The sequence below is a fragment of the Streptomyces sp. NPDC025638 genome (assembly GCF_055558775.1).
On sequence record NZ_JBVHLX010000007.1, the window covers coordinates 370,869 to 394,280 of the forward strand.

The 23,412-nt window shown below is 70.7% G+C and carries 21 protein-coding genes, 1 tRNA gene and 2 pseudogenes; 11 read left to right on the forward strand and 13 right to left on the reverse strand.

The window, feature by feature from the left end; all coding sequences use genetic code 11:
* The first annotated feature begins 22 nt into the window (after nt 1–22).
* Nucleotides 23–796 carry a sulfite exporter TauE/SafE family protein gene (locus tag ACZ4EG_RS20730; RefSeq protein WP_363298542.1) on the forward strand — a complete coding sequence of 258 codons (774 nt, stop codon included), beginning with the start codon at nt 23–25 and terminating at the stop codon, nt 794–796.
* On the opposite strand, the gene ACZ4EG_RS20735 is transcribed toward ACZ4EG_RS20730, so the two are convergent.
* On the reverse strand, nt 785–1,570 hold the full coding sequence (locus ACZ4EG_RS20735) for an HAD-IIA family hydrolase (RefSeq protein ID WP_467791616.1): 786 nt from the start codon (nt 1,568–1,570) through the stop codon (nt 785–787). The two genes, ACZ4EG_RS20730 and ACZ4EG_RS20735, sit on opposite strands and share 12 nt — an antisense overlap.
* Nucleotides 1,571–1,687: 117 nt before the next feature.
* Between ACZ4EG_RS20735 and ACZ4EG_RS20740 the strand changes: the two genes are divergently transcribed.
* The gene (locus ACZ4EG_RS20740; RefSeq protein WP_453545553.1) at nt 1,688–2,434 is read left to right on the forward strand and encodes a cobalt-precorrin-6A reductase; all 747 of its coding nucleotides are present in this window, start codon (nt 1,688–1,690) and stop codon (nt 2,432–2,434) included.
* Nucleotides 2,435–2,448: 14 nt separating this feature from the next.
* Here ACZ4EG_RS20740 and cobF read toward each other — a convergent pair whose 3' ends face one another.
* The gene (cobF, locus tag ACZ4EG_RS20745) at nt 2,449–3,222 is read right to left on the reverse strand and encodes a precorrin-6A synthase (deacetylating) (protein WP_467791617.1); all 774 of its coding nucleotides are present in this window, start codon (nt 3,220–3,222) and stop codon (nt 2,449–2,451) included.
* 56 nt (nt 3,223–3,278) lie between these two features.
* Nucleotides 3,279–3,815: a DUF309 domain-containing protein gene (locus tag ACZ4EG_RS20750; RefSeq protein ID WP_467791618.1), complete on the reverse strand. Its 537-nt coding sequence runs from the start codon at nt 3,813–3,815 to the stop codon at nt 3,279–3,281.
* 104 nt (nt 3,816–3,919) lie between these two features.
* Here ACZ4EG_RS20750 and ACZ4EG_RS20755 point away from each other — a divergent pair.
* The 5 genes from ACZ4EG_RS20755 to ACZ4EG_RS20775 all read left to right on the forward strand — a co-directional run bounded on the left by ACZ4EG_RS20755 (nt 3,920) and on the right by ACZ4EG_RS20775 (nt 7,608).
* Nucleotides 3,920–3,993 (forward strand) — tRNA-Pro (locus ACZ4EG_RS20755).
* 149 nt (nt 3,994–4,142) lie between these two features.
* A complete protein-coding gene (gene sigJ / locus ACZ4EG_RS20760; RefSeq protein ID WP_467791619.1) occupies nt 4,143–5,057 on the forward strand; it encodes an RNA polymerase sigma factor SigJ in 915 nt (304 codons plus the stop codon).
* Between the two features lie 61 nt (nt 5,058–5,118).
* Complete coding sequence (locus ACZ4EG_RS20765; protein ID WP_467791620.1) at nt 5,119–5,796, forward strand: NAD(P)-dependent oxidoreductase; 678 nt, start codon at nt 5,119–5,121, stop codon at nt 5,794–5,796.
* Between the two features lie 62 nt (nt 5,797–5,858).
* Nucleotides 5,859–6,527 (forward strand): NUDIX domain-containing protein, encoded by a 669-nt coding sequence (locus ACZ4EG_RS20770; RefSeq protein ID WP_453545563.1) that lies wholly within the window; start codon nt 5,859–5,861, stop codon nt 6,525–6,527.
* A 94-nt stretch (nt 6,528–6,621) separates the two neighbouring features.
* Nucleotides 6,622–7,608 (forward strand): aldo/keto reductase, encoded by a 987-nt coding sequence (locus tag ACZ4EG_RS20775; protein ID WP_467791621.1) that lies wholly within the window; start codon nt 6,622–6,624, stop codon nt 7,606–7,608.
* Here the strand turns inward: ACZ4EG_RS20775 and ACZ4EG_RS20780 are convergent.
* The 10 genes and pseudogenes from ACZ4EG_RS20780 to ACZ4EG_RS20825 form a co-directional block, all read right to left on the reverse strand.
* Nucleotides 7,602–9,620, reverse strand: a pseudogene (locus ACZ4EG_RS20780) (beta-galactosidase). The gene ACZ4EG_RS20775 and the pseudogene ACZ4EG_RS20780 sit on opposite strands and share 7 nt — an antisense overlap.
* The gene (locus ACZ4EG_RS20785) at nt 9,617–10,936 is read right to left on the reverse strand and encodes a glycoside hydrolase family 36 protein (protein ID WP_467791622.1); all 1,320 of its coding nucleotides are present in this window, start codon (nt 10,934–10,936) and stop codon (nt 9,617–9,619) included. The pseudogene ACZ4EG_RS20780 and the gene ACZ4EG_RS20785 overlap by 4 nt, the downstream one beginning before the upstream one ends.
* 26 nt (nt 10,937–10,962) lie before the next feature.
* Nucleotides 10,963–11,859, reverse strand: coding sequence for a carbohydrate ABC transporter permease (locus ACZ4EG_RS20790; RefSeq protein WP_453545574.1), 897 nt, complete (start codon nt 11,857–11,859; stop codon nt 10,963–10,965).
* Entirely contained in the window at nt 11,856–12,836 is a 981-nt protein-coding gene (locus ACZ4EG_RS20795) for a carbohydrate ABC transporter permease (protein WP_390705630.1), read from the reverse strand. Before ACZ4EG_RS20795 ends, ACZ4EG_RS20790 begins: the two co-directional genes overlap by 4 nt.
* 8 nt (nt 12,837–12,844) lie before the next feature.
* Nucleotides 12,845–14,158, reverse strand: coding sequence for an ABC transporter substrate-binding protein (locus tag ACZ4EG_RS20800; protein WP_467791623.1), 1,314 nt, complete (start codon nt 14,156–14,158; stop codon nt 12,845–12,847).
* 269 nt (nt 14,159–14,427) lie between these two features.
* Entirely contained in the window at nt 14,428–15,213 is a 786-nt protein-coding gene (locus tag ACZ4EG_RS20805) for a GntR family transcriptional regulator (protein ID WP_467791624.1), read from the reverse strand.
* Nucleotides 15,214–15,284: 71 nt separating this feature from the next.
* The gene (gene iolD, locus ACZ4EG_RS20810) at nt 15,285–17,156 is read right to left on the reverse strand and encodes a 3D-(3,5/4)-trihydroxycyclohexane-1,2-dione acylhydrolase (decyclizing) (protein ID WP_467791625.1); all 1,872 of its coding nucleotides are present in this window, start codon (nt 17,154–17,156) and stop codon (nt 15,285–15,287) included.
* The gene (gene iolB, locus ACZ4EG_RS20815) at nt 17,156–18,052 is read right to left on the reverse strand and encodes a 5-deoxy-glucuronate isomerase (RefSeq protein WP_467791626.1); all 897 of its coding nucleotides are present in this window, start codon (nt 18,050–18,052) and stop codon (nt 17,156–17,158) included. Before iolB ends, iolD begins: the two co-directional genes overlap by 1 nt.
* Nucleotides 18,053–18,065: 13 nt before the next feature.
* Entirely contained in the window at nt 18,066–18,944 is an 879-nt protein-coding gene (locus ACZ4EG_RS20820; RefSeq protein WP_467791627.1) for a Cgl0159 family (beta/alpha)8-fold protein, read from the reverse strand.
* A 161-nt stretch (nt 18,945–19,105) separates the two neighbouring features.
* A pseudogene (locus ACZ4EG_RS20825) lies at nt 19,106–19,267 on the reverse strand (5-dehydro-2-deoxygluconokinase); the annotation flags it as partial.
* Nucleotides 19,268–19,493: 226 nt separating this feature from the next.
* Here ACZ4EG_RS20825 and ACZ4EG_RS20830 point away from each other — a divergent pair.
* The 4 genes from ACZ4EG_RS20830 to ACZ4EG_RS20845 are packed head-to-tail and all read left to right on the forward strand — an operon-like array spanning nt 19,494 to nt 23,407.
* Nucleotides 19,494–20,513 carry a sugar ABC transporter substrate-binding protein gene (locus ACZ4EG_RS20830; protein WP_453545589.1) on the forward strand — a complete coding sequence of 340 codons (1,020 nt, stop codon included), beginning with the start codon at nt 19,494–19,496 and terminating at the stop codon, nt 20,511–20,513.
* Nucleotides 20,513–21,589: an ABC transporter permease gene (locus ACZ4EG_RS20835; protein ID WP_390705637.1), complete on the forward strand. Its 1,077-nt coding sequence runs from the start codon at nt 20,513–20,515 to the stop codon at nt 21,587–21,589. The genes ACZ4EG_RS20830 and ACZ4EG_RS20835 overlap by 1 nt, the downstream gene beginning before the upstream one ends.
* Nucleotides 21,590–21,593: 4 nt before the next feature.
* Nucleotides 21,594–22,502, forward strand: a complete 909-nt coding sequence (locus tag ACZ4EG_RS20840) for an ATP-binding cassette domain-containing protein (protein WP_467791628.1) — start codon at nt 21,594–21,596, stop codon at nt 22,500–22,502.
* A gap of 2 nt (nt 22,503–22,504) precedes the next feature.
* Nucleotides 22,505–23,407, forward strand: a complete 903-nt coding sequence (locus ACZ4EG_RS20845; protein ID WP_467791629.1) for a sugar phosphate isomerase/epimerase family protein — start codon at nt 22,505–22,507, stop codon at nt 23,405–23,407.
* Nucleotides 23,408–23,412: the final 5 nt, after the last annotated feature.

The following is a 23,412-nucleotide window of genomic DNA, read 5'->3' on the forward strand; positions in this document are numbered from 1 at the left end:
TGCGCATAGCATCGGTGCCCGCATGAACACGATGACGCTCTGGCACATAACCGGCTGGGAGTTCGCCGCCCTCGCCTTCGCGGCGCTGCTCGTCGGCTTCTCCAAGACCGCCGTCAGCGGGGCCAACACGGTCAGCCTCGCCGTCTTCGCGGCCGTCCTGCCCGCCCGCGCCTCCACCGGCGTCCTGCTCCCCGTGCTGATCGCGGGCGACCTGCTCGCCGTCGCCACCTACCGCCGGCACGCCCACTGGCCCACGCTGTGGCGGCTGTTCCCGGCGGTGGCGGCCGGCGTGGTGTTCGGCACGCTGTTCCTCGTGTGGGCCGACGACGGGATCGTACGGACCTCCATCGGCGCGATCCTGCTGCTGATGGCCGCGGTCACGGTGTGGCGGCGGCGCCGGGCCGACGCGGACGAGGAGCCGGACTCGGTCGTCACCCGGGCCGGCCGGGTCAAGGCCCGTTCCTACGGCGTCCTCGGCGGCTTCACCACGATGGTCGCCAACGCGGGCGGCCCGGTGATGTCGATGTACCTGCTGTCCGCGGGCTTCCGGAAGCTGGGCTTCCTCGGCACCTCGGCCTTCTTCTTCCTGATCGTGAACGTGTCCAAGGTGCCCTTCAGCGCAGGACTCGGCCTGATCGACGGCCGCTCGCTGCTCCTTGACGCCGCGCTCGCGGTGTTCGTCGTACCCGGGGCGTTGTTCGGCACTTGGGCTGTGAACAGGATCAACCAGCGGCTGTTCGAGCAACTGGTGATCGCGGCGACCGTCGTGGGCGGCGCTCAGCTGCTACTGCGTTAGGTTCAGCAGCGCGGGCAGGTCCGCGAACGAGTCCAGGACGTGGTCCGGGGTGCCGCTCGCCCTCTCGTGGGTCTCCGGCAGGTACTTGCCGGTCTTCACCAGGACACCGGTGATCCCGGCGCGCTGTGCCGCCAGGACGTCGAACTCGATGTCGTCGCCGACCATCAGGGCCTGGTCCGCACGCACCCCCAGCCGGGCCAGCGCCGCCCCGAAGAACGCCGGCGAGGGCTTGCCCGTGATCTCCGCCTCGACCCGTGCCGCCTTCTCCAGCCCGACCAGGAACGCTCCCGTGTCCAACTGCAGCCCCTCGTCCGTCCGCCAGTACAGATTGCGGTGCATGGCCACCAGCCGCGCACCCCGCTGCAGCTGCCCGAAGGCCCGGTTGAGCGCCGTGTAGCCGAACTCGGGCCCCGCGCCGCCGACCACGACCACGTCCGGGACGGTGTCCCCGTCGACCAGGGTGATGCCGGCGAGGTCCTCCGCGATGTCCCCGCTGTTGAGCAGGGCGCACCGGGCGCCGGGAAAGCGCTCGGCCAGATGGGCCGCGGTGACCGAGGGCGCGGTGAGGACGTCCTCGGCCCGCACCTCGAACCCGGCCTCCGACAGCGTCCCGGCGATCGACGCGCGCGTACGGGAAGTGGTGTTGGTGACCAGCGCGACCCCGAACCCGGCCGCACGGATCTCCCGCAACGCCTCCACCGTCCCCGGCAGCGGCTGCCACGAGACGGTGAGCACCCCGTCGATGTCGATCAGCACGGCACGCACGGATTCCATGCCTGGACGATAGCGATCCGGGCGGCGCACCGGACCGTACGACATCGCCTCCCGAGCGGGCGGGCCCCCTCCCACCGAGTGTCACCCGACCCGAACCGGCGTCGTACGCTCGCTGCCATGTCCCCGCACATCCTGATCCTCGGCGGCACCACCGAGGCCCGCCGGCTGGCCGCAGGCCTCGTGGCCCGCCCCGGTGTCCGGGTCACCACCTCGCTGGCCGGCCGGGTGGCCCGCCCCGGGGCAGTGGAGGGGGACGTACGGATCGGTGGCTTCGGCGGTGCGGAGGGGCTGGCGGACTGGCTGCGCGAGCATCGGGCGGACGCGGTCGTGGACGCCACGCACCCCTTCGCCGCGTCGATCACCGCGAACGCGGCACGGGCCGCGCGGGCCACCGGGCTGCCCCTGGTGGTCCTGCGCCGCCCCGGCTGGCGGCCCGCACCCGGCGACCGTCGGCACCCGGTCCCGTCCCTGGCCGCGGCCGCCGACGCGCTGCCCGGCCTCGGCCGGCGGGTGTTCCTCACCACCGGCCGCCTGGGCCTCGCGGCCTTCGCCCGGCTGACGGACCTGCACTTCGTCGTACGGTCCGTGGAGCCGCCCGAGCCGCCGATGCCGCCCGACGCCGAAGTGATCCTGGCCCGCGGGCCGTTCACGGTGGCCGACGAGCTGACGCTGCTGCGGGCGCACCGCATCGACGTGCTGGTCACCAAGGACAGCGGGGGAGAGGCGACGGCCGCCAAACTGACGGCCGCGCGCGAACTCGGCCTGCCCGTGGTCGTCGTACAACGCCCCCCGCTCCCGCCCGGCGTGACCGCGGTCCCCGACGTGGCGGCCGCACTGGAGAGGCTCGGCCTCGAACCGCCGTGACCGGGGAGTGCCGGTCAGTCTTCCCCGGGGTGCCTGCGCAGCAGATACGTGTCCATGATCCAGCCCTTGCGCTCACGCGCCTCGGCGCGCACCCGCTCGATGCGCGGACCGGCCTCGGCGAGGGGACCGGAGACGAGGATCTCGTCCGGGGTGCCGATGTACGCGCCCCAGTAGATGTCGATGTCCTGCTCGGCGTACTGCCGGAAGGTCTGGTGCGCGTCGAGCATCACCACCACGTCGTCCACCCCCTCCGGGAACCCCTCGGCCAGCCGCCGCCCCGTGGTGATCTGCACCGGCCGGGCCACCCGGTTCAGTCCCGTGCGGTGCCGCGCGACGAGTGCCGAGACGCTGCTGATGCCCGGCACCACGTCGTACTCGAAGTCCACCGCACCCCGCGCGAGCACCTCATCGAGGATCCCGAGCGTGCTGTCGTACAGCGAAGGGTCCCCCCAGACCAGGAAGGCCCCGCTCTCGTCCGCCCCGAGTTCCTCGGTGATCAGCCGCTCGTAGATGTCGGCGCGGGCGCTGCGCCAGTCCCCGACCGCCGGGGAGTACGCCGCACCGCCGGCGCTCCGGTCCCGCTCCGGGTCGCGCGCCTCCACCAGCCGGTACGACCCCTCCGGTATGTGCGCGTCCAGCATGTCCCGGCGCAGCCGCGTCAGATCGCTCTTCACCTCGCCCTTTTCGAGGAGGAAGAACACGTCGGTGCTCCGCAGCGCCTTGACCGCCTGCAGGGTCAGCTGGTCGGGGTCGCCCGCACCGATACCGATGACATGAATCTTTCGCACGCCCCCGAGTCTGCCGCATGCCACTGACAGTGCGTGCACCGCCTCCACACGCCCCGCTACGGCGCCCCGTGCCCCCGCAGCCGGGGCGCCCGCGCCGCGGCGTCGACCGCGGTACCGGCATCCCGCTCCACGTCGTCCGCAAGGCCTCGTGCCCAGCCGACGAGCCCGGCGAGATCCATCCCGTACGGCCGCCGCTCCCCGCGCTCCGCCGCCCACTCCTCGACGGCGCCCGCGCCGCGCCGCAGCAGCCGTACGCCACCGGTGACATTGCCCCGGGCCGAGTGCGTGAGCCCCACGGCCAGTTGGGCCAGCCCCCGCCACAGCGCGCGCTCGTCCCGCGGACCCGACTTCCAGGCGTCCTCGAAGACCTCGTGCGCGTGGAACGGCTTCCCCGCGTCCAGCAGCGTCTGCGCCTGCGAGACCGTCTCCCGGGGAGTCCGCAGGACCCCCTCGGGCTGCCGCTCCACCCCGGCGGCGCCGTACGGCAACGGCCGCCCGAGCCCGTCCCGCGGCCTCGCGTTCCGCGCGCGCCCCTCACTGTCCCGGTCCCGGGTCTCCACCGGCCGTCCCCGCGATGCCTCTGCGCTGCCCATACGACCGATTGTCCACCGCCCCCGCGGTGCCCCTTCGGCGCGGCCCGCCACGTGCGGTAAAGTTCTGTTCGCGCGATCACACGGGTCACCGTGAGTGAGCGCACCGGGACGTGGCGCAGCTTGGTAGCGCACTTGACTGGGGGTCAAGGGGTCGCAGGTTCAAATCCTGTCGTCCCGACCGGAGCTCGGCTCCGTTCGACATGATCGAGGCTCTGTTCGCCGAGGCGAGCAGAGCCTCGATGCATTGGGGCCGGCCGTCACTTCCGGATGTCACACTCCGGGTCCTCCTGCTGCTCTTGGAAGCAAGACACCGCAGGAGGTCCGAAGATGTCCGACACCCCGTCGGCGGGCAGTGCCCGGCAAAGCGCCGTGGACGCGGCGACCAACGTGTTCGTGCAACACCGTGAGCTGCTGTTCTCCATCGTCTACAACATGCTCGGCAGCGTCGCCGACACCGAGGATGTGCTGCAGGAGACCTGGCTGGCGTGGTCGTCCAGGGGCGAGTCGGGGGACGTGGAGCCGGTCAACAGTCCGCGCGCCTATCTGGCCCGGATCGCGGTTAACAAGGCGCTCGCCCGGCAGGCCGCCATCGACCGGCGCCGTGAGACCTATGTCGGTCCATGGCTGCCCGAGCCGCTGGTCACCCCCCTCGTGGACCCGGCCGAACACACCGAGTCGGTGTCGATGGCGCTCATGGTCGTCCTGGAGACGCTCACCCCGCTGGAGCGCGCGGTGTTCGTCCTGCACGAGGTGTTCGGCCACGCCCACACCGAGACCGCGGAGATTCTGGGGCGCAGCCCCGCGGCCGTACGCCAGCTCGCGCATCGCGCACGCGAGCACGTGCAGGCCCGCCGCCCGCGCTACCAGGCCGATCCGCGGCTGCGACAGCAGGTCACCGAGCGGTTCGTGGCCGCGGTCTCCGGCGGCGATCTGGAGACGCTGCTGCGGCTCCTGGCGCCCGACGTGACGCTGTGGGCCGACGGCGGGGGCAAGGCCACCGCCGCGGGGCCGCGCCCTGTGCACGGCCGGGAGAAGGTCGCCCAGGTGCTGGCCAGGGGGACCGAGCGGGCCCCGAGCGGCCTGGACGTCCGCTACCGGCGGGTCAACGGCGACCCCTCGGCGCTGCTGTTCAGCGGTGACTCGCCCTTCGCCGTACTGGTCCTCGACCTGGCGCCGGACGGCCAACAGGTGTGCGGCATCTACTTCCTGACCAATCCGGAGAAGCTCACGGGCCTCGCGTGACGCGGGACCGACGTCGGATCGCGCGATCCGGGAACTCACCCAAGCCCAGGAGGAACGACCCATGAAGCTCACCGTCTTCGCGGCCACCGGCGGCGTCGGCCGCCACCTTCTCGAACAGGCCGTCGCCGCGGGCCATGACGTCACCGCCGTCGTACGCAACCCCGCGAACCTGGCCGGGCGGGGCGGACGGGTGCGCGTCGTCACGGCCGATCTGGCGGCGCCGGACCCGGGCGTGCTCGCGTCCGCCGTCGACGGCCGGGACGCCGTCCTGTCGGGACTCGGGCCCCGCAGGCCCAGGGCCGACGCGGGCATCACCTCGCGCGGCGCGGAGGCTGTCGTGGCCGCGATGCGGGCGACCGGTGTACGGCGCCTCGTGGTCGTCAGCGCGGCGCCGATCGGCACCGTGGCGTCGCCGGCCCGGCCGAACCCGCCGAAGCACGACCCGGGCGACGGGTTCTTCATGCGCCACCTGGGCGCCCCGCTCGCCCGCACCATGTTCGGCGCGCACTACGCCGACCTCGCCGTCATGGAGGACCTGGTGCGCGACAGCGGTCTGGACTGGACGATCTCGCGCCCGCCCCGTTTCACCGACAAGCCCCTCACCGGCGTCTACCGCACCGCCTTCGAACAGAACCTGCGCGGTGGCACCAGCATCTCCCGCGCCGACGTGGCCCATCACATGCTGTCGGTGCTCGACCGTCCCGAGACGATCCGGCGCACGATGGGCGTCGCCCACTGACCGGGCACACCGATGGCCATGGTCGCCGAGGCACCGCGGGCCCGGGTGATAGAGAGGTGACCATGACGACCGAAGGCATCGACATCCCGGACCGCCGGGGCCGTACCGGACTCGACCGGACCGGGCTGGAGCTGAGCCGCAATCCGCGGGTCAAGGTCCGGGAGGTGAAGCTCCTGTCCAGCCACTGGTACGTCGAACGTGCCACCACCTTCGACATCCGGCGCGCCGACGGGACCTGGAGCACCCAGCAGCGCGAGACGCACGACCGGGGAAACGGCGCCACCCTGCTGCTGTACGACAAGGAACGCGAAACCGTGCTGCTCACCCGGCAGTTCCGCTTCCCGGTGTATGTCAACGGGCACCCGGACGGCATGCTGGTGGAGACGCCGGGCGGGCTGCTCGACGACGATGACGAGCACCCGGAGATCGCCGTCAGACGCGAGGCGGTGGAGGAGACCGGGCACACCGTCGGCGCGGTGGAGCACGTCTTCGACGTCTATATGAGCCCGGGCTCGGTCACCGAACGCGTCAGCTTCTACGCGGCCGCCTACGGCCCCTCCACCCGCACCCACGAGGGCGGGGGACTGGACGAGGAGGGCGAGGACATCGAGATCCTCGAACTGCCCTTCCGCAGGGCCCTGGAGATGATCCGCACCGGCGAGATCGCCGACGCCAAGACCATCATGCTCCTCCAATGGGCGGCGCTGGACGGGCCGTTCGCCGCGTCGTGACCCGAGCCGCCTCTTGACTTGAAGCGCGCTTCAAGCTGAAGACTCCCGTTCGCGCACCCGATGTCCCGGGTGCGCGGACGGAGGGAGCAGCGGCATGAAGTACCGCACCATCGGGACCGGTCCGGCCACCCGTCGCAGGGTGAGCGTGCTCGCGCTCGGCGCGATGCTGTTCGGGTCGCGGACGGACGAGAAGACCTCCTTCGCCGTGCTCGACCGCTATGTCGAGGCCGGCGGGAACTTCATCGACACGTCCGACAACTACGCCTTCTGGGAGGACGGCAGCCAGGGAGGCCAGAGCGAGGAACTGCTGGGCCGCTGGCGGCGCAGCCGCGGGATCGGCGACGAGGTCGTCATCGCGACCAAGCTCGGGGCCCGGCCGCTGGCCCCGGGCACGAGCTATGTCGACCATCCGGAGGGGCTGTCGGCCAAGGTCATCCGCGAGTCGGCCGAGCGGAGCCGGGAACGCCTCGGGGTGGCGAAGCTCGATCTGCTGTACGCGCACATAGAGGACCGGACGGTCCCGCTGCGGGAGACCGTCGAAGGGTTCGCCGCGGTGGTCGCCGAGGGCACCGTCGGCCTGCTCGGTGTCAGCAACCACGCGGTGTGGCGGGTCGAGCGGGCCCGGGCCCTGGCGGCCGCCGCGGGTCTGCCCGGATACGAGGTGCTCCAGTACCAGCACAGCCTCCTGCGACCGCGCACGGACGTACCGAGCGACCTCTTCCCGGACGGCAGCCTGGGGGGCACGGACGCACAGCTCCTGGACTACCTGCGCGCGGAACCGGGACTGACCCTGGTCGCCTACTCACCCTTGCTGAAGGGCGCCTACACCCGGGCGGACAAACCGCTGGACGCCGACTTCGACCACCCCGGCACCCCGCCCCGCCTCGCCGCGCTGCGGGAGGTGGCACGGGAGACCGGCGCGACCCCGGGCCAGGTGGTACTCGCCTGGCAGCTGAACGGGCCGCTGCCGGTCGTCCCGTTGGTCGGGGCGTCGTCGGTGGGGCAGTTGGACGAGAATCTCGCCGCCGTGGACCTGGAGTTGACGCCCGGTCAGCGGGCCCGGCTGGACGGGGCTCACTGAGCCCGCGGCTCCCGGACCACGGCGATGTCGCCGGGCGCGACGGTGACCGTGCCGAGGGTCTCCTTGCCGGACAGGAGCTCTGTCGCGCCCGGCGCGACCGGGACCTCCGCGCCTCGACCGACGTGGTCGATGACGAACAGGTAGTCCGCGTCGGTGGCGCGCCGCAGGACCACCTCGACCCCGGGCGGGGCGGTGCGCACCGGCGCGACGCCCGCCTCGGCGCGGATGCGGTCGAGGAGCCCGGCGAGGGTGTCCGGGTCGGGGAGCGTCGCCACGTACCAGGCGGTGCCCGTGCCGTGCGCGTTCCGGGTCACGGCCGGGGCACCGGCCAGCGGGCCGTCCGCGTACGACGCGACCACCTCGGCGCCTTCGAGCCGCACCCGTTCCGACCAGAGTGTGCCCGAGGCGCCGTCGGGCACCGCGCCGCTCAGGCCGACCGGCTCGCCCGGCAGGAGCGGGAACAGCTCGTCGGTGCGCACGCCCAGGACCTCCCGGAACGCGCCCGGGTAACCGCCCAGCCGCACATGGCAGTTCTCGTCGACCGCCCCGCTGTGGAAGCCGACGGCCAGCGTGCCGCCGCGCTCGGCGTACGACGTGAGGTTCGCCGCGCCCGTGTCGTCGACGAGGTAGAGGTTCGGGGCCAGGACCACGCGGTACGCGGAGAGGTCGGCGTCGGGGCGGACGAAGTCCACGGCCACGCCCGAGCGCCACAGCGGCTCGTACCAGGCCCGCGCCAGCTCCAGGTAGCGGAGTTCACCGCTCGGCTGGGAGGGCAGTTCCACGGCCCAGCGGGCGTTCCAGTCCCAGACGATCGCGACCTCGGCCGTACCCGTGCTGCCGCGCACCTCGGCCAGCGCCTTCAGATCCGCGCCGAGCCGGACCACCTCCCGCCAGATGCGGCTGTCGGTGCCGGAGTGCGGCAGCATCGCCGAGTGCCACTGCTCGGCGCCCGCCTTCGCCGCCCGCCACTGGAAGTAGGCGATGCCGTCCGCGCCGTGCGCCACATGGGCGAGTGCGTTCCGGCGCAGCTCGCCGGGGCGCTTGGCGCGGTTGACCGGCTGCCAGTTGACGGCACCGGTGGAGTGCTCCATCAGCAGCCAGGGGCCGCCGGCCAGGGAGCGCATCAGATCGCCGCTGAGCGCCACGTCGATCTCCGACTCGGGGTCGGCGGACATGAGGTAGTGGTCGTTGGAGACCACGTCCAGCTCCGGCGCCCAGCGCCAGTAGTCCAGCGCGTCGAAGTTGTGCATCACCATGAAGTTGGTGGTGGCGGGGATCGCCGGGGCCGCCGCCCGCAGGACGTCGCGCTCCGCCGTGTACAGCGACAGCAACTCGTCGGAGCAGAAGCGCCGCCAGTCCAGCTGGTGTGTGGGGTTGGGCACGGCACCGGTGGCCCGGGGCGGGAGGATCTCGTCCCAGGCGTAGTACCACTGGCTCCAGAACGTCGTGCCCCAGGCGTGGTTGAGGGCCGCCAGGTCGTCGCCGTACCGGGCCCGCAGTCAGCGGCGGAAGGCCTCCGCGCTGGTGTCGCAGTAGCAGGCCGCGTTGTGGCAGCCGTACTCGTTGTGCACGTGCCACATCACGACGGCCGGGTGGTCGGCGTAGCGCTCGGCGAGCGCGCCCGTGATGCGCAGGGTCGCCTCGCGGTAGGCGGGGCTGCTGGGGCAGAACGTCTGGCGGCTGCCGTACGAGAGGGTCCGGCCGTCCCGGTCGACCGGCAGGGCCTCGGGGTGGGCCCGGAAGAACCAGGCGGGCGGGGCCGCGGTCGGCGTGGCCAGGTCGGCGGCGATGCCGTTCTCGTGCAGCAGGCCGAGGATCCGGTCCATGCGCGAGAAGTCGTACGCGCCCTCGGACGGTTCCATCAGCGCCCAGGAGAAGATCCCGACGCTGACCATGTTCACGCCCGCCTCGCGCATGAGGCGTACGTCCTCGGCCCACACCTCCTCGGGCCACTGCTCGGGGTTGTAGTCGCCGCCGTAGGCGATGCCGGGGACGGACAGGGTGCGCTTCATCGGGTGGCTCCCGCCGAGGTCAGAAGGCGGCGCGTGGTGTTCACGCCCCACTGGTCGAGGGACAGCAGACGGTCGCTGGAGGCCATCAGCCCGCCGGTGGCCTCCACATGGGCGGCCCAGCGCTCACGGGTCTCCACGGCCGGGCGGGCCATCAGGCAGTCGGGGTCGTTGATCCAGAGCCGGCCGTGCTGCCACTGGCGGGCGGCACCGGTGAACTCGGCCGGGTCCTGGCCGGGCTGGCTGTAGTCACCGGCCTGGGGTCGCCGGTGCGGGGCCGTGTCGGGGCTGACCCGCATCGCGTCGAACAGGCCGATGGAGGGCAGGATCGGCGCGCCGCAGCCCAGCAGGTAGGCGTCGGCACCGATGGCCTCGCGGATCAGGGCGATGCCCCTGCGGTACGCGGTCAGCGCGTCCGCCCCCGAGTGCCGTACGCCCTCCAGGGCGCCCGCGTAGAGGAAGTCGACCTTGAAGTAGTCGTAGCCCTCCGCGCGCAGCGTCACGAAGACGTCGTACAGACAGGCCGCCGCCGCCGGGTGGGTGGTGTCCAGGACGTACAGGTCGTGGCCCCAGTTGCGGCCGGCGGACAGCGGGTTGCCGTCGCCGTCGCGGACCAGCCACTCCGGGTGCGTTCCGGCGAGTTCGCTGTCCGGGGCGACCAGGAAGGGGGCCGTCCAGATGCCCGCCCGGCGGCCCCGTGCCCGGATGGCGTCCGCGATGCCCCCGCGGGAGCGGAAGCGGCCGGAGAGGGTGAGCCAGTCGCCGAGCGCGCTCTGGTAGCCGTCGTCGATCTGCATGACGTCGATCGGCAGGTCGAGGGTGTCCATCGCGCGCAGGTTCTCGTGGATGTCGTCCTCGGTGACGGCCGTGAAGTACTCGTACCAGGAGCACCAGACCGTCGGCGCCGGGCGCGGGGCGGGCAGCGCGAGGCCGTCCGCCCAGCGCTCCAGCGCCGGCCGGATCCCGGTGTGCGTCCACTCCTTGACCGGTCCGTCGGCCTCGACCTCGGCGTGACCGTCCCGGACGGTCAGCCTGATCGACGGCACCTCCAGGAGCGGGTCGGCGCCCGCCCACAGCCGGACCGGGGCGCCGTCGCCCGGGTCGAGCGCGAGCAGGCCCTCGCCCTGGAAGACCCCGGCGGGGACGGTGCGGCCGGGGCGGTAGCAGACGGTCGCCCAGTTGTCGTTCGTCGGGCGGTACGGGGTCGCGTCGAGGGCGTAGGCACCGCTGGGGCTCCAGGACTGCCAGCCCTCCTCGTGGACCCGGGCGCTGCGCGGGTCCACGGGGACCGAGGCGACGGGGGTGAACGGGTTGTGCACGGGGTTCTCTTTCAAGTGGAGCCGGGTCAGCCCTTGTTGGAGCCCAGGGTGAGACCGCTGACGAACTGCCGCTGGAGCGCGAAGTAGACGATCAGGGTGGGGATCGCGGTGAGCAGGGCGCCGGCGGCGACCAGGTTGGGGTCCGTGAAGTACTGGCCGGAGAGGTTGTTCAGGGCCGAGGTGATCGGCATGTTCTCGCCGGTCGAGATCAGCACGAGGGCCCAGAAGAAGTCGTTGTAGATCCAGATCGACAACAGGGTGGCCAGGGCCGCCATCGCCGGCTTGCACAGCGGCAGCGTGATCTGCCAGTACAGCCGCCACACCGAGGCGCCGTCCACGAGCGCGGCCTCGGTCAGTTCGTGCGGCAGCGAGCGCATGTAGTTGCTGAGCACGAACGCGCAGAAGCCGGACTGGAACGCCACATGGATCAGCACCAGGCCGAGCGCCGAGTCGTACAGCTTGCCGCTCTGCGTGATGCCGGGCAGGTCGGTGAGCAGATACATCCGGTACAGCGGGGTGATGATGACCTGCTGCGGAAGCAGGTTGCCCGCCGTGAAGACCAGCAGCAGCGCGAGGTTGACGCGGAAGTCGAAGCGGCTGACGTAGAAGGCGACCATCGACGACAGGAACAGCGTCAGGAGCACCGCCGGCACCGCGATCAGCAGCGTGTTGCCGAAGTAGTGCGTCATGTCCGACTGTTCGAACGCGTTCTTGAAGTTGTCGAAGTTCAGCGTGTCCGGCCAGGACACATAGCCCTTCTCGCTGGTCTCGCTGTACGGGCGCAGGGCCGAGAAGATCGCCCACAGCAGCGGGGCGAGCCAGGCGAGGGCCGTGCCGGCGAGGAAGACGTGCAGCAGGATGCGGGCGGGGCGGACGGGCGCGCGCTTCTTGAGCGCGCCGGCCGCGAGGGTGGGGGCGCTCACGATCGCCGCTCCTTCCGGAAGGTGGCCACCAAATAGGGGATGATCACGGCGAGCGAGATGACCAGCAGGACCACCGCGATCGCCGACCCGTAACCGATGCGGCTGGACTCGCCGATGATGTTGTTGGTCACCAGGATCGACAGCAACTCGGTGCCCTGGGCGCCCTTGTTGAACACGAACACCAGGTCGAAGGCGCGCAGGGCCTCGATGATGGTGACGACCAGGACGACCGTGTTGGTGGGGCGCAGCGTCGGGAAGATGACGCTCTTGAACGTCTGCCACTCATTGGCGCCGTCCAGCGCGGAGGCCTCCCTGAGCGACGGGTCGACGCTCTTCAGACCGGCCAGGTACAGGATCATCATGTAGCCGGTGTGCCGCCAGGAGGCGGCGATGAGGACGGCCCACAGATTGAGCTTGGGGTCGCCGATCCAGTCGATGTAGTGGCCCGGCTTGTTGGCGCCGATGATGCTGTTGATCAGGCCCGTGTCCGGGTTGTAGACCAGCTGCCAGACGAAGCCGATGCACGCCATGGAGATGACGACCGGCAGGAAGAACGCCGTCTGGTAGACGCGGCTGAAGCGGATCTTCTTGTCCAGCTGAATGGCGAGGAAGAGGCCGAGCGGCGTCGGGATGAGGATCAGGACGACGAACCAGATGACGTTGTGCTGGACGGCCGGCCAGAACTGCGGGTTGTCGTTGAAGAGTTGTTTGAAGTTGTCGAGGCCCACCCACTTGATCGAGTCGAACCCGATGCCGTCCCAGGTGGTGAAGGCGAGCGCGATGGAGGCGAGGGCGGTGACCCAGACCAGGGCCACGTGCAGGACCGTGGGCACGCCCGCCATCAGGGCGAGCGTGAACCGGTCACGGCGGGTCAGCAGGCGCCGATGGCCCTGGCCCGCCCGCTTGGATGCGGAGGCAGCGCCCGGAGGCGGCACGGCGGCCGCCTCCGGGGTCTTCGTCGTCATGTCGGTTGTCATGCCGCTGCTCACGAGGACGCGAAGATCTGCTTCTTCTGGCGCTCGATCGACGACAGCAAGCCGTCCACGCCCTTGGGGTTCTGGAGGAACTTCTGCAGTCCGGGCTGCATCACCGTCGAGGTGAAGTCCGGCCGGGAGTCGCGGTCCATGAACTGGGTGAGGCTCTTGGCGCCGCTGATCATGTCGAACGCCTTCTTCTGCAGCGCCGAGTAGGAGGAGGTGTCGGCCTTGCTGGAGGCGGCCACCACGCTCGGGTCGGTCTTGAGGTAGGTCTGCTCGGCCTCCGGGCTGCCCAGGTACTCCAGCAGCTTGACGACGCCGTCGTGGTTCTTGGGGGCCTTGCTGACCATGAAGCCGTCGGTGGGCGCCTCCACGGTGTCCTGGCCGTACGCGGAGTTGATCTCCGGGAAGGGGAAGAAGTCGAGGTCGTCCAGGTCGGCCTTGTTGGTGAACTGCTGGGCCACGAAGGAGCCGAGGAGGTACATGCCGGCCTTCTTGGACACCAGCGACTGGGCGGCGTCCTGCCAGGTGCGGCCCATGAAGCCGTCCTGGTGGTAGGGGAGGAGCTCGGCCCAGTGGTCGAAGACGGCCTTGACCTTGGAGTCGGTCCAGGAGGCCTTGCCCGCCATCAGCTGGACGTGGAAGTCGTAGCCGTTGAGGCGGAAGTTGATCTGGTCGAAGGTGCCCATGGCGGGCCAGGCGTCCTTGTCGCCGAAGGCGATCGGGACCAGGCCGTCCTTCTTCATCTGCTTGCACAGGGCGACCAGTTCGTCCCATGTGGCGGGGACCTTGTAGCCGTGCTGCTGGAAGACGCTCTTGCGGTAGAAGATCGCCCACGGGTACGTGGTCAGCGGGACGAAGTAGTACTTGCCGTCCTCGCCCTTGCTGAGCTTCTTCATCGCGTCGGGGAAGTTGCCCCCGATCTTCGCCCACACGTCGTCGATCGGGGTGGCGAGCTTCTTGGCCGCGAAGAACTGCATCCGGTAGCCGGCGAACCAGTTGAACACGTCGTCCGGCGTGCCCTGGAGGTAGGAGTTGATCTGCTCCTGGAAGGTGTTGTGGTCCTTGGTGTTCACGTCGACCGTGATGCCGGACTGCTTCTTGAATGCGGCGTAGACGGACTCGAAGGCCTTCTTCGGCACGGCGTCGGACGCGTTGGAGCCGAGGGTGACGGTCTTCGGGTCCGAAGAGGCGCCGCTGCCGCCACAGGCGGACAGCAGGGGTATACCGGCGCCGGCGAGGACGGCGGCGCCACCCACTCCTCGGAGCAGGGAGCGACGGCTGGGACCCGGAACGGCAAGACCCGAGGGCGAGAGGCGCATGGCGGCTCCTGAAGGCAGGGGTTCGATCAAGGGGGTGAGCCGGCCTCCGAAAGGTCCTCGAAACCGATCAGAAACCAACTCGACCGAACATCGTGGGCGTAATAACAGCCGCATGTCCGGGCATGCGTCAATACCTCACGTCCCTCTCATGCGTCTCTTGCCCGAAACGTAATCGACACGATCACTCGCAAGTTCGTTCAGAAACCAACAGCCACAGAGCCCCCACGGCGCGGACGGCCGTGGGGGCTGAGGTGAGGGGAGGCTTCCGGTTACGGTCTGACCAGTAGCTGGAAGTCGAAGGCGTACCTCGACGCCCGGTAGATGTGGGTGCCGTACTCGACGGGTCGGCCCGTGTCGTCGTACGCCGTGCGCTGCATCGTGAGCAGTGCGGCGCCCTCCTTCTCGTCGAGGCGGGCGGCCTCCTCGGCGGTGGCGGAGCGGGCGCCGACGGTCTGCCGGGCGCTGTGCAGCGTGATGCCCGCCGCGCGCATCATCCGGTACAGACCGGTCGACTCCAGGCTTTCTGTGTCGAGTTCGAGCAGGTTCGCGGGCAGGTAGTTGCACAGAAACGCCACGGGCTGGCCGTGGGTGCACCGCAGCCGCTCCAGCAGCGTGACCTCGCTGCCCTCCGCGACGCCGAGGGCGGCGGCCACATCGGCGGTCGCCGGTACCCCCTCGTTGCGCAGCACCCGCGTGGTCGGGCCCTGTCCGGCCGACTCCAGGTCGTCGTAGAGGCTGCTGAGCTCCAGCGGCCGCTTGACCTGGCTGTGCACCACCTGTGTACCGACGCCGCGCCGACGGACCAACAGGCCCTTGTCGACCAGGGACTGGATCGCCTGGCGGACCGTGGGCCGGGACAGACCCAGGCGTACGGAGAGATCGATCTCGTTGCCCAGGAGGTTCCCCGGTGCCAGGACCCCGTGCTCGATGGCCGCCTCCAGTTGCTGGGCGAGCTGGTAGTAGAGCGGCACCGGACTGGCCCGGTCCAGGGCGAAGTCCAGGGAGTCGAGCGCGGAGCCGGGCACGGGACGAGGCTGATCAGCGGTTCTCGCCACCGGGGCACCTCCTTCCGAAGAGCGGGGACGGGATCAAAAGTGGCTGGGCAGGCCGGGGCCGCAGGGGGAGTTCACAGGTGCCGGCGGCGGTCGGCGACCTGGCGGTCGTAGCTCTCGCGGGCCCGTACGGCGGCCTCGCGCGAGGCGGTCTCGGCGACCGGCACGTCCCACCAGGCCTCGGCGGGGGGAGCGGTGGGGGACGGGTCGGTCTCGACATGGACACAGGTCGGCCGGCCGGAGGCGCGGGCCGTGGCCAGCGCCTCGCGCAACTCCCGCACGGTCTTGGCACGCAGGACGTCCATGCCGAGGCTGGCCGCGTTGGCGGCGAGGTCCACGGGCAGCGGGGCGCCGGAGAAGGTGCCGTCCGCGACGCGGTAGCGATAAGCCGTGCCGAAGCGCTCGCCGCCCACCGACTCGGAAAGACCGCCGATCGAGGCGTACCCGTGGTTCTGGATCAGGACCAGCTTGACCGGCAGCCCCTCCTGGACCGCGGTGACGATCTCGGTCGGCATCATCAGATAGGTGCCGTCGCCGACCAGGGACCACACGACGGTGTCCGGTGCGGCCTGCTGGACGCCGAGGCCCGCCGGGATCTCGTAGCCCATGCAGGAGTAGCCGTACTCCAGGTGGTACTGGCGCGGCGAGCGGGCCCGCCAGAGCTTGTGCAGATCGCCGGGGAGGGAGCCCGCCGCGTTGATCACCACGTCGTCGTCGCCGACCACCGCGTCGAGGGCGCCGAGCACCTGCGTCTGGGTCGGGACCGCGTCCTCGTCGTCGGCCCGGTAGGCGGCCTCGACCACCTGGTCCCAACGCTCCTTGCCCGCCCGGTACTCGGCCTCGTAGGCGGAGCCCACACGGTGTCCGGCCAGCGCCTCGCCGAGCGCCTCCAGGGCGGCCCGCGCGTCGGCCACCACGGTCCGCGCGGCCAGCTTGTGGGCGTCGAAGGAGGTGATGTTGACGCCCAGGAACCGGACGCCGGGGTGCTGGAAGAGGGTGCCGGAGGCGGTGGTGAAGTCCGTGTAGCGGGTGCCGACCCCGATGACCAGGTCGGCGGTGCGGGCGAGGTCGTCGGCCACCGCCGTGCCGGTGTGGCCGATCCCGCCCAGGTCGGCGGGGTGGTCGTGGCGCAGGGAGCCCTTGCCCGCCTGCGTGGAGGCGACCGGGATGCCCGTGGCGTCCACGAAGGACTTCAGCGCCTCCTCGGCCTCGCTGTGGTGGACTCCGCCGCCCGCGACGATCAGCGGGCGCCCGGCGGCCCGGATCGCGCGGACCGCCTCGGCCAGCTCGACCGGGTCGGGAGCGGGGCGCCGTACCCGCCAGATCCGCTCGGCGAAGAACTCCTCGGGCCAGTCGTACGCCTCCGCCTGCACGTCCTGCGGCAGGGCGAGGGTGACGGCGCCGGTCTCGGCCGGGTCGGCGAGCACGCGCATGGCGTTCAGTGCGGAGGGGATCAGCGCCTCGGGACGGGTGACGCGGTCGAAGTACCGCGACACCGGGCGCAGGGTGTCGTTCACGGAGACGTCCGCCTCGACCGGGTGCTCCAGCTGCTGGAGCAGCGGATCGGGGGCGTGGCTCGCGAAGTAGTCGCCGGGCAGGAGCAGGACCGGCAGCCGGTTGATGGTCGCCAGGGCGGCGCCGGTCACGAGGTTGGTGGCGCCGGGGCCGATGGACGTCGTCACGGCCTGCGCGGAGAGGCGGTTGAGCTGGCGGGCGTAGCCGACCGCCGCGTGCACCATGGACTGCTCGTTGCGGCCCTGGTGGTACGGCATGGCATCGGAGTACTCGATGAGCGCCTGGCCGATTCCGGCGACATTGCCGTGGCCGAAGATGCCCCAGGTGCCGGCGATCAGCCGGTGCCGTACCCCGTCGCGCTCGGTGTACTGGGCGGACAGGAACCGCACCAGCGCCTGGGCGACGGTCAGGCGGACAGTGGTCGTGCTCATCAGGGCCTCTCGGGTGCGGTGTACAGCGGCAGACGGGGGTCGACGGGCCGGTCCGGCCAGGTGTCACGGATCCAGGCGTGGTCGGGGTGGTCGCGGATCAGCCAGGCCCGCTCGGGCTCCGGACCCGCCATGACGTTCAGGTAGTACATGTGGTGGCCGGGCACGGCCAGGGACGGTCCGTGCCAGCCGTCCGGGACGAGGACGACATCCTTGTCACGCACCTCGGCCAGGACGTCGGTGCCGCGGCCCCGGCCGGACGGCGAGACCCGCTGGTAGCCCAGGCCCGGGGTGCCGTCGTGGGCCTCGAACTCGAAGTAGTAGATCTCTTCGAGCACGGACTCCTCACCGGGGCGGTGCTCGTCGTGCTTGTGCGGCGGGAAGGAGGACCAGTTGCCGCCCGGGGTGATCACCTCGACCGCGATGAGCCTGTCGCACTCGAAGGCGCCTGCGGCAGCGAAGTTGTTGACCTGACGGGAGCAGTTCCCGGTGCCGCGCAGTTCCACCGGCACGTCGGAGGCCGGTCCGTGGCGGGCGGGCAGCCTCCGGGTGCAGCGGGCGCCGGTGAGCGCGAAGCGCCCGCCGTCGGCCGAGGTGACGGTCGTACGGGCGTCGCGCGGCACGTACGCGAAGTCGGTGACGGCGGCGAACACGCTGTCCCGGCCGTCGAGGCGGAAGGTGTCCCGGCCGAACTCGTCGACGGCGGTGACGGTGCAGCCGCCGCTGAGCGGAAGGACGATCCACTCGCTCTCGTCGGTGTCGAAGGTGTGCGAGCCGCCCGGCGGCAGCTCCAGCACGCGCAGGCCGGCGAAGCCCCACCCCGCGGTCTCGGGCGAGACGTCCACGGCATACGGGCCGCCCAGGGCCTTGCCGGCCGGCAGGTGGAACGGGCTGTTCATCGTCGCCTCCGGGTCACAACAGGCCCACGGCCGTGTCCACCGCCTGCTCCACACTGCCCTCGGCGGGGTAGAGCAGGGAGCGGCCGACGACCATGCCGTGGACGGTGGGGAGTCGCAGCGCCTTGCGCCAGCGTTCGTACGCGCCCTCCTGGTCGTCGCCGACCTCGCCGCCGAGGAGCACGGCGGGCAGGGTCGAGGTCTCCATGACCTCGGCCATGTCGTCGGGGTTCTCGGTGACGGGGAGCTTCAGCCAGGTGTAGGCGGAGGTGCCGCCCAGTCCGGAGGCTATGGCGATGGAGCGGGTCATGGCCTCGGCGGACAGATCGTTGCGGATCGCGCCCCCGGTCCTGCGGGAGATGAACGGCTCGATGAACAGCGGCAGTCGGCGCGCGGCCATGTCGTCCACCGCGCGGGCGGTGGACTCCAGCGTGGTCAGTGAGCCGGGGTCGGAGTAGTCGATACGGAGCAGCAGTTTGCCCGCGTCGAAGCGGAGCCGCTCGATGTCCTCGGCGCGGTGCCCGGTGAACCGGTCGTCCATCTCGAAGGAGGCACCGGCCAGACCGCCCCGGTTCATCGAGCCCATGACCACCTTGCCGTCCAGCGCCCCGAGCAGCAGCAGGTCCTCCAGGACGTCGGCGGTGGCCAGCACCCCGTCGACGCCGGGCCGCGACAGCGCCACGCACAGCCGCTCCAGCAGGTCGCTCCGGTTGGCCATCGCCAGCCCCCGGCCGCCGACGCCCAGGGCGCCGCGCGCCGGGTGGTCGGCGGCCACGATCATCAGGCGGCCGCCGTCGCCGAGCAGGGGGCGGCGCACCCGGCGAGCGGCCGCCTCGGCGATCGCCTCCGGATGCCGGGCCCTGACGGTGGCGAGCTCGGGGATGGTGAGGGTCAAGACAGACTCCGTTCGGGGGTGGCTCGCGCGAGGAGGTCCTCGACCTCGACCTCGGTGGGCATGGCGGAGGAGCAGGCGAGGCGGGAGGCGACCAGGACGCCGGCCGCGCCTGCGTACCGCATGGTCTGGGCCAGGTCCCGGCCGCCGAGCAGCCCGTGGACGAGCGAGCCCGGCGGGACCGCCACATTGGCCGCCGAACCCCCGAGGTACTTCCCGGAGGACTCCACCCGGGCCAGGGGTACACCTGTTTGCAACGGGTAGAGATCAACTCCGATACGGCCCATCGTGATCAGGTCGAAGGGCTGGGATGCTGACTTGGCCATGGGCTCAGGTGTAGGTCCCGTCGGGTCGTGCTGTCAATGGTTTGTACTTACATTCGGACCTGAGAGTGAAATGATGTCTTAACAAAGTATTGACAGCGGGCGCGAGGGAGACTTTGATCCCGTCCCAACACACAGACAGCACATGACCCGGACCGCCGCCCGGCGCCGGGCCCGGATCCCCGTAGATCCGCCTCCTTTTCTCGTCGCACAGTGAGGTGCCGGAAAGATGGACCGCTCTTCGTACTCCCGCTCCCGCAGACTGGCCCCCGTGGTGGCCGTGGCCGCCGCGGCGGCGCTCACCCTCGCCGGCTGCTCCAGCAGCTCCGGCGGCAAGAAGTCCGAAGAGGGTGGTTCGGACGCCTCCGCGGGCAAGGCCACCACTCCCCGGATGACGGTCGCGCTGGTGACGCACCAGGCACCGGGTGACACCTTCTGGGACATCGTCCGCAAGGGCGCGGAGGCCGCCGCGGCCAAGGACAACATCAAGCTCGTCTACTCGGCCGACCCGAACGCGGGCAACCAGGCCAACCTGGTGCAGAACGCGATCGACCAGAAGGTCGACGGCATCGCCATCACCCTCGCCAAGCCGGACGCCATGAAAGACGTCGTCAACAAGGCGAAGTCCGCGAACATACCGGTCGTCGGCCTCAACTCCGGTGTGAGCGACTGGAAGAAGCTGGGCCTGATGCAGTTCTTCGGCCAGGACGAGGGCGTGGCCGGCGAGGCGCTCGGCAAGCGGCTGAACGAGGCCGGCGCCAAGAAGGCCGTCTGTGTGATCCAGGAGCAGGGCAACGTCGGCCTGACCCAGCGCTGCGACGGCGTGAAGAAGACGTTCTCCGGCACGCTTGAGACGCTGTACGTGAACGGCACCGACATGCCGTCGGTGAAGTCGACCATCACCGCCAAGCTCAAGCAGGACAGCGGCATCGACTACGTGGTCGCCCTCGGCGCGCCCTACGCCCTGACCGCCGTCCAGTCCGTGGGTGACGCGGGCAGCAAGGCGAAGGTCGCCACCTTCGACCTCAACAAGGACCTGACCGGCGCGATCTCCAAGGGGACGATCCAGTTCGCGGTCGACCAGCAGCCCTACCTGCAGGGCTACCTGGCGGTCGACTCCCTGTGGCTCTACAAGAACAACGGCAACTACATGGGCGGCGGGGAGCAGCCGGTGCTGACCGGCCCGGCCTTCGTCGACAAGACCAATGTCGACAAGGTCGCCCAGTTCGCCGCGAAGGGCACCCGGTGATGAGCATGACCCAGCAGGCTGGGCCGGCGGTGGGCACACCGCCGGCCTCCGGCCCCAAGGCGACAGACGGCCGTACGGCCCAGCGCCCCCTGGCGCTGCGGCTGCTGGCCCGGCCCGAAGTGGGCGTCTTCCTCGGCGCGGTGGCCGTGCTCGTGTTCTTCCTGATCGCGGCGCCCGCGGTCCGCCAGGGCAGCTCGATGGCCACCGTGCTCTACCAGTCGTCGACCATCGGCATCATGGCCCTGCCGGTGGCACTGCTGATGATCGGCGGGGAGTTCGACCTGTCCTCCGGTGTCGCCGTGATCACCTCGGCGCTCACCGCGAGCATGCTCAGCTACCAGCTGACCATGAACGTGTGGGTGGGCGTCATCGTCGCCCTCATCGCCTCCCTCGGGGTCGGCGCGTTCAACGGCTGGATGGTGATGCGCACCGGGCTGCCCAGCTTCCTGGTCACCCTGGGCACGTTCCTGATCCTCCAGGGCGTGAACCTGGCCGTCACCAAGCTGATCACCGGCAACGTCGCCACCGACGACATCAGCAACATGGACGGCTTCGACCAGGCCAAGAAGATCTTCGCGTCGTCGTTCGACATCGGCGGCGTCCAGGTGAAGATCACCGTCGTGTGGTGGCTGGTCTTCGCCGCGCTCGCCACCTGGGTGCTGCTGCGCACCAAGTACGGCAACTGGATCTACGCGGTCGGCGGCAACAAGGACAGCGCCCGCGCGGTCGGTGTCCCGGTCGCCTTCACCAAGATCACGCTGTTCATGACCGTCGGCTTCGGCGCCTGGTTCATGGGCATGCACAACCTGTTCTCCTTCAACACCGTGCAGTCCGGCGAGGGCGTCGGCCAGGAGCTGATCTACATCGCCGCGGCGGTGATCGGCGGCTGTCTGCTCACCGGCGGCTACGGCTCCGCCATCGGTCCGGTCTTCGGCGCCTTCATGTTCGGCATGGTGAACCAGGGCATCGTCTACGCCGGCTGGAACCCCGACTGGTTCAAGGCCTTCCTGGGCGTGATGCTGCTCGGCGCCGTCCTCATCAATCTGTGGGTCAGTCGCACGGCGACCCGGAGGTGACTTCATGACGACCAACGGAACCCACGGAGCCGTCCTCCAGGACGCCGCGCCCGACGGCGCTGACCGCCCCATCGTCGAACTGCGCAACGCGGGCAAGTCGTACGGCAACATCCGTGCCCTGCACGGCGTCGATCTGACGGTCCGCCCCGGCAAGGTGACCTGCGTCCTCGGTGACAACGGCGCCGGCAAGTCCACCCTGATCAAGATTGTCTCGGGGCTGCACCAGCACACCGAGGGCGACTTCCTGGTCGACGGCGAACCGGTGCGCTTCACCAGCCCGCGCGAGGCCCTCGGCAAGGGCATCGCCACTGTCTACCAGGACCTGGCCACCGTGCCCCTGATGCCGGTGTGGCGGAACTTCTTCCTCGGCTCCGAGATGACCAAGGGCCCCTGGCCGGTCCGCCGTCTCGACATCGACCGCATGAAGAAGACCGCGGACCAGGAACTGCGCAACATGGGCATCGTCCTCGACGACCTCGAGCAGCCCATCGGCACGCTCTCCGGCGGCCAGCGCCAGTGCGTGGCGATCGCCCGCGCCGTCTACTTCGGCGCCCGCGTCCTGATCCTGGACGAGCCGACCGCCGCACTCGGCGTCAAGCAGTCCGGTGTCGTGCTGAAGTACATCGCCGCCGCCCGCGACCGCGGCCTCGGCGTCATCTTCATCACCCACAACCCGCACCACGCCTACATGGTCGGCGACCACTTCAGCGTGCTGCGCCTGGGCACCCTCGAACTCAGCGCCGACCGCAGCCAGGTCAGCCTGGAGGAGCTGACCAACCACATGGCCGGCGGCGCCGAACTCGCCGCGCTCAAGCACGAACTCGCGCAGGTGCGCGGTGTGGACGTCGATGAGCTCCCCGAGGAGAAGGATCTCACCGCACCCGTCGCGACCCACCCCGAAGGGACCTCCTGACCATGGCGAACGCCCTCGACCGCATCCGGGTGGGCTCGGCCCCCGACTCCTGGGGTGTCTGGTTCCCCGAAGACCCCCAGCAGGTGCCCTGGGAACGATTCCTGGACGAGGTGGCCGAGGCCGGATACTCCTGGATCGAACTGGGCCCGTACGGCTATCTGCCCACGGACCCCGCCCGCCTCACCGACGAGGTGAACAAGCGGAATCTGAAGGTGTCGGCGGGCACGGTCTTCACGGGCCTGCACCGTGGACCCGCCGTCTGGGAGTCCACCTGGGCGCACGTCGGCCAGGTCGCCGAGCTCACCCAGGCGATGGGAGCCGGGCACCTGGTGGTGATCCCCTCCTTCTGGCGCGACGACAAGACCGCCGAGGTCCTGGAGCCGCCGGAGCTCACCGTCGAGCAGTGGACCCACCTCGCCCGGGGCATGGAACGGCTCGGCCGCGAGGTCAAGGACACGTACGGCCTCGACATCGTGGTGCACCCGCACGCCGACACGCACATCGACACCGAGGAGCACGTCGAGCGGTTCCTCGACGCGACCGACTCCGATCTGGTCAACCTCTGCCTGGACACCGGTCACTACGCCTACTGCGGCGGCGACAGCGTCAAGCTCATCGAGACGTACGGCGAACGCATCGGCTATCTGCACCTCAAGCAGGTCGACCCGGAGATCCTCGCGGACGTCGTGGCGAACGGGGTGCCGTTCGGCCCGGCGGTGCAGCGCGGGGTGATGTGCGAGCCGCCCTCCGGCGTACCGGAGTTGGAGCCCGTGCTGGAAGCGGCCCAGAGGCTCGGCGTCGATCTGTTCGCCATCGTCGAGCAGGACATGTACCCGTGCGAGCCGGACAAGCCGCTGCCCATCGCGGTGCGCACGCGGCAGTTCCTGAGGTCGTGCGGGGCGTGAACGGG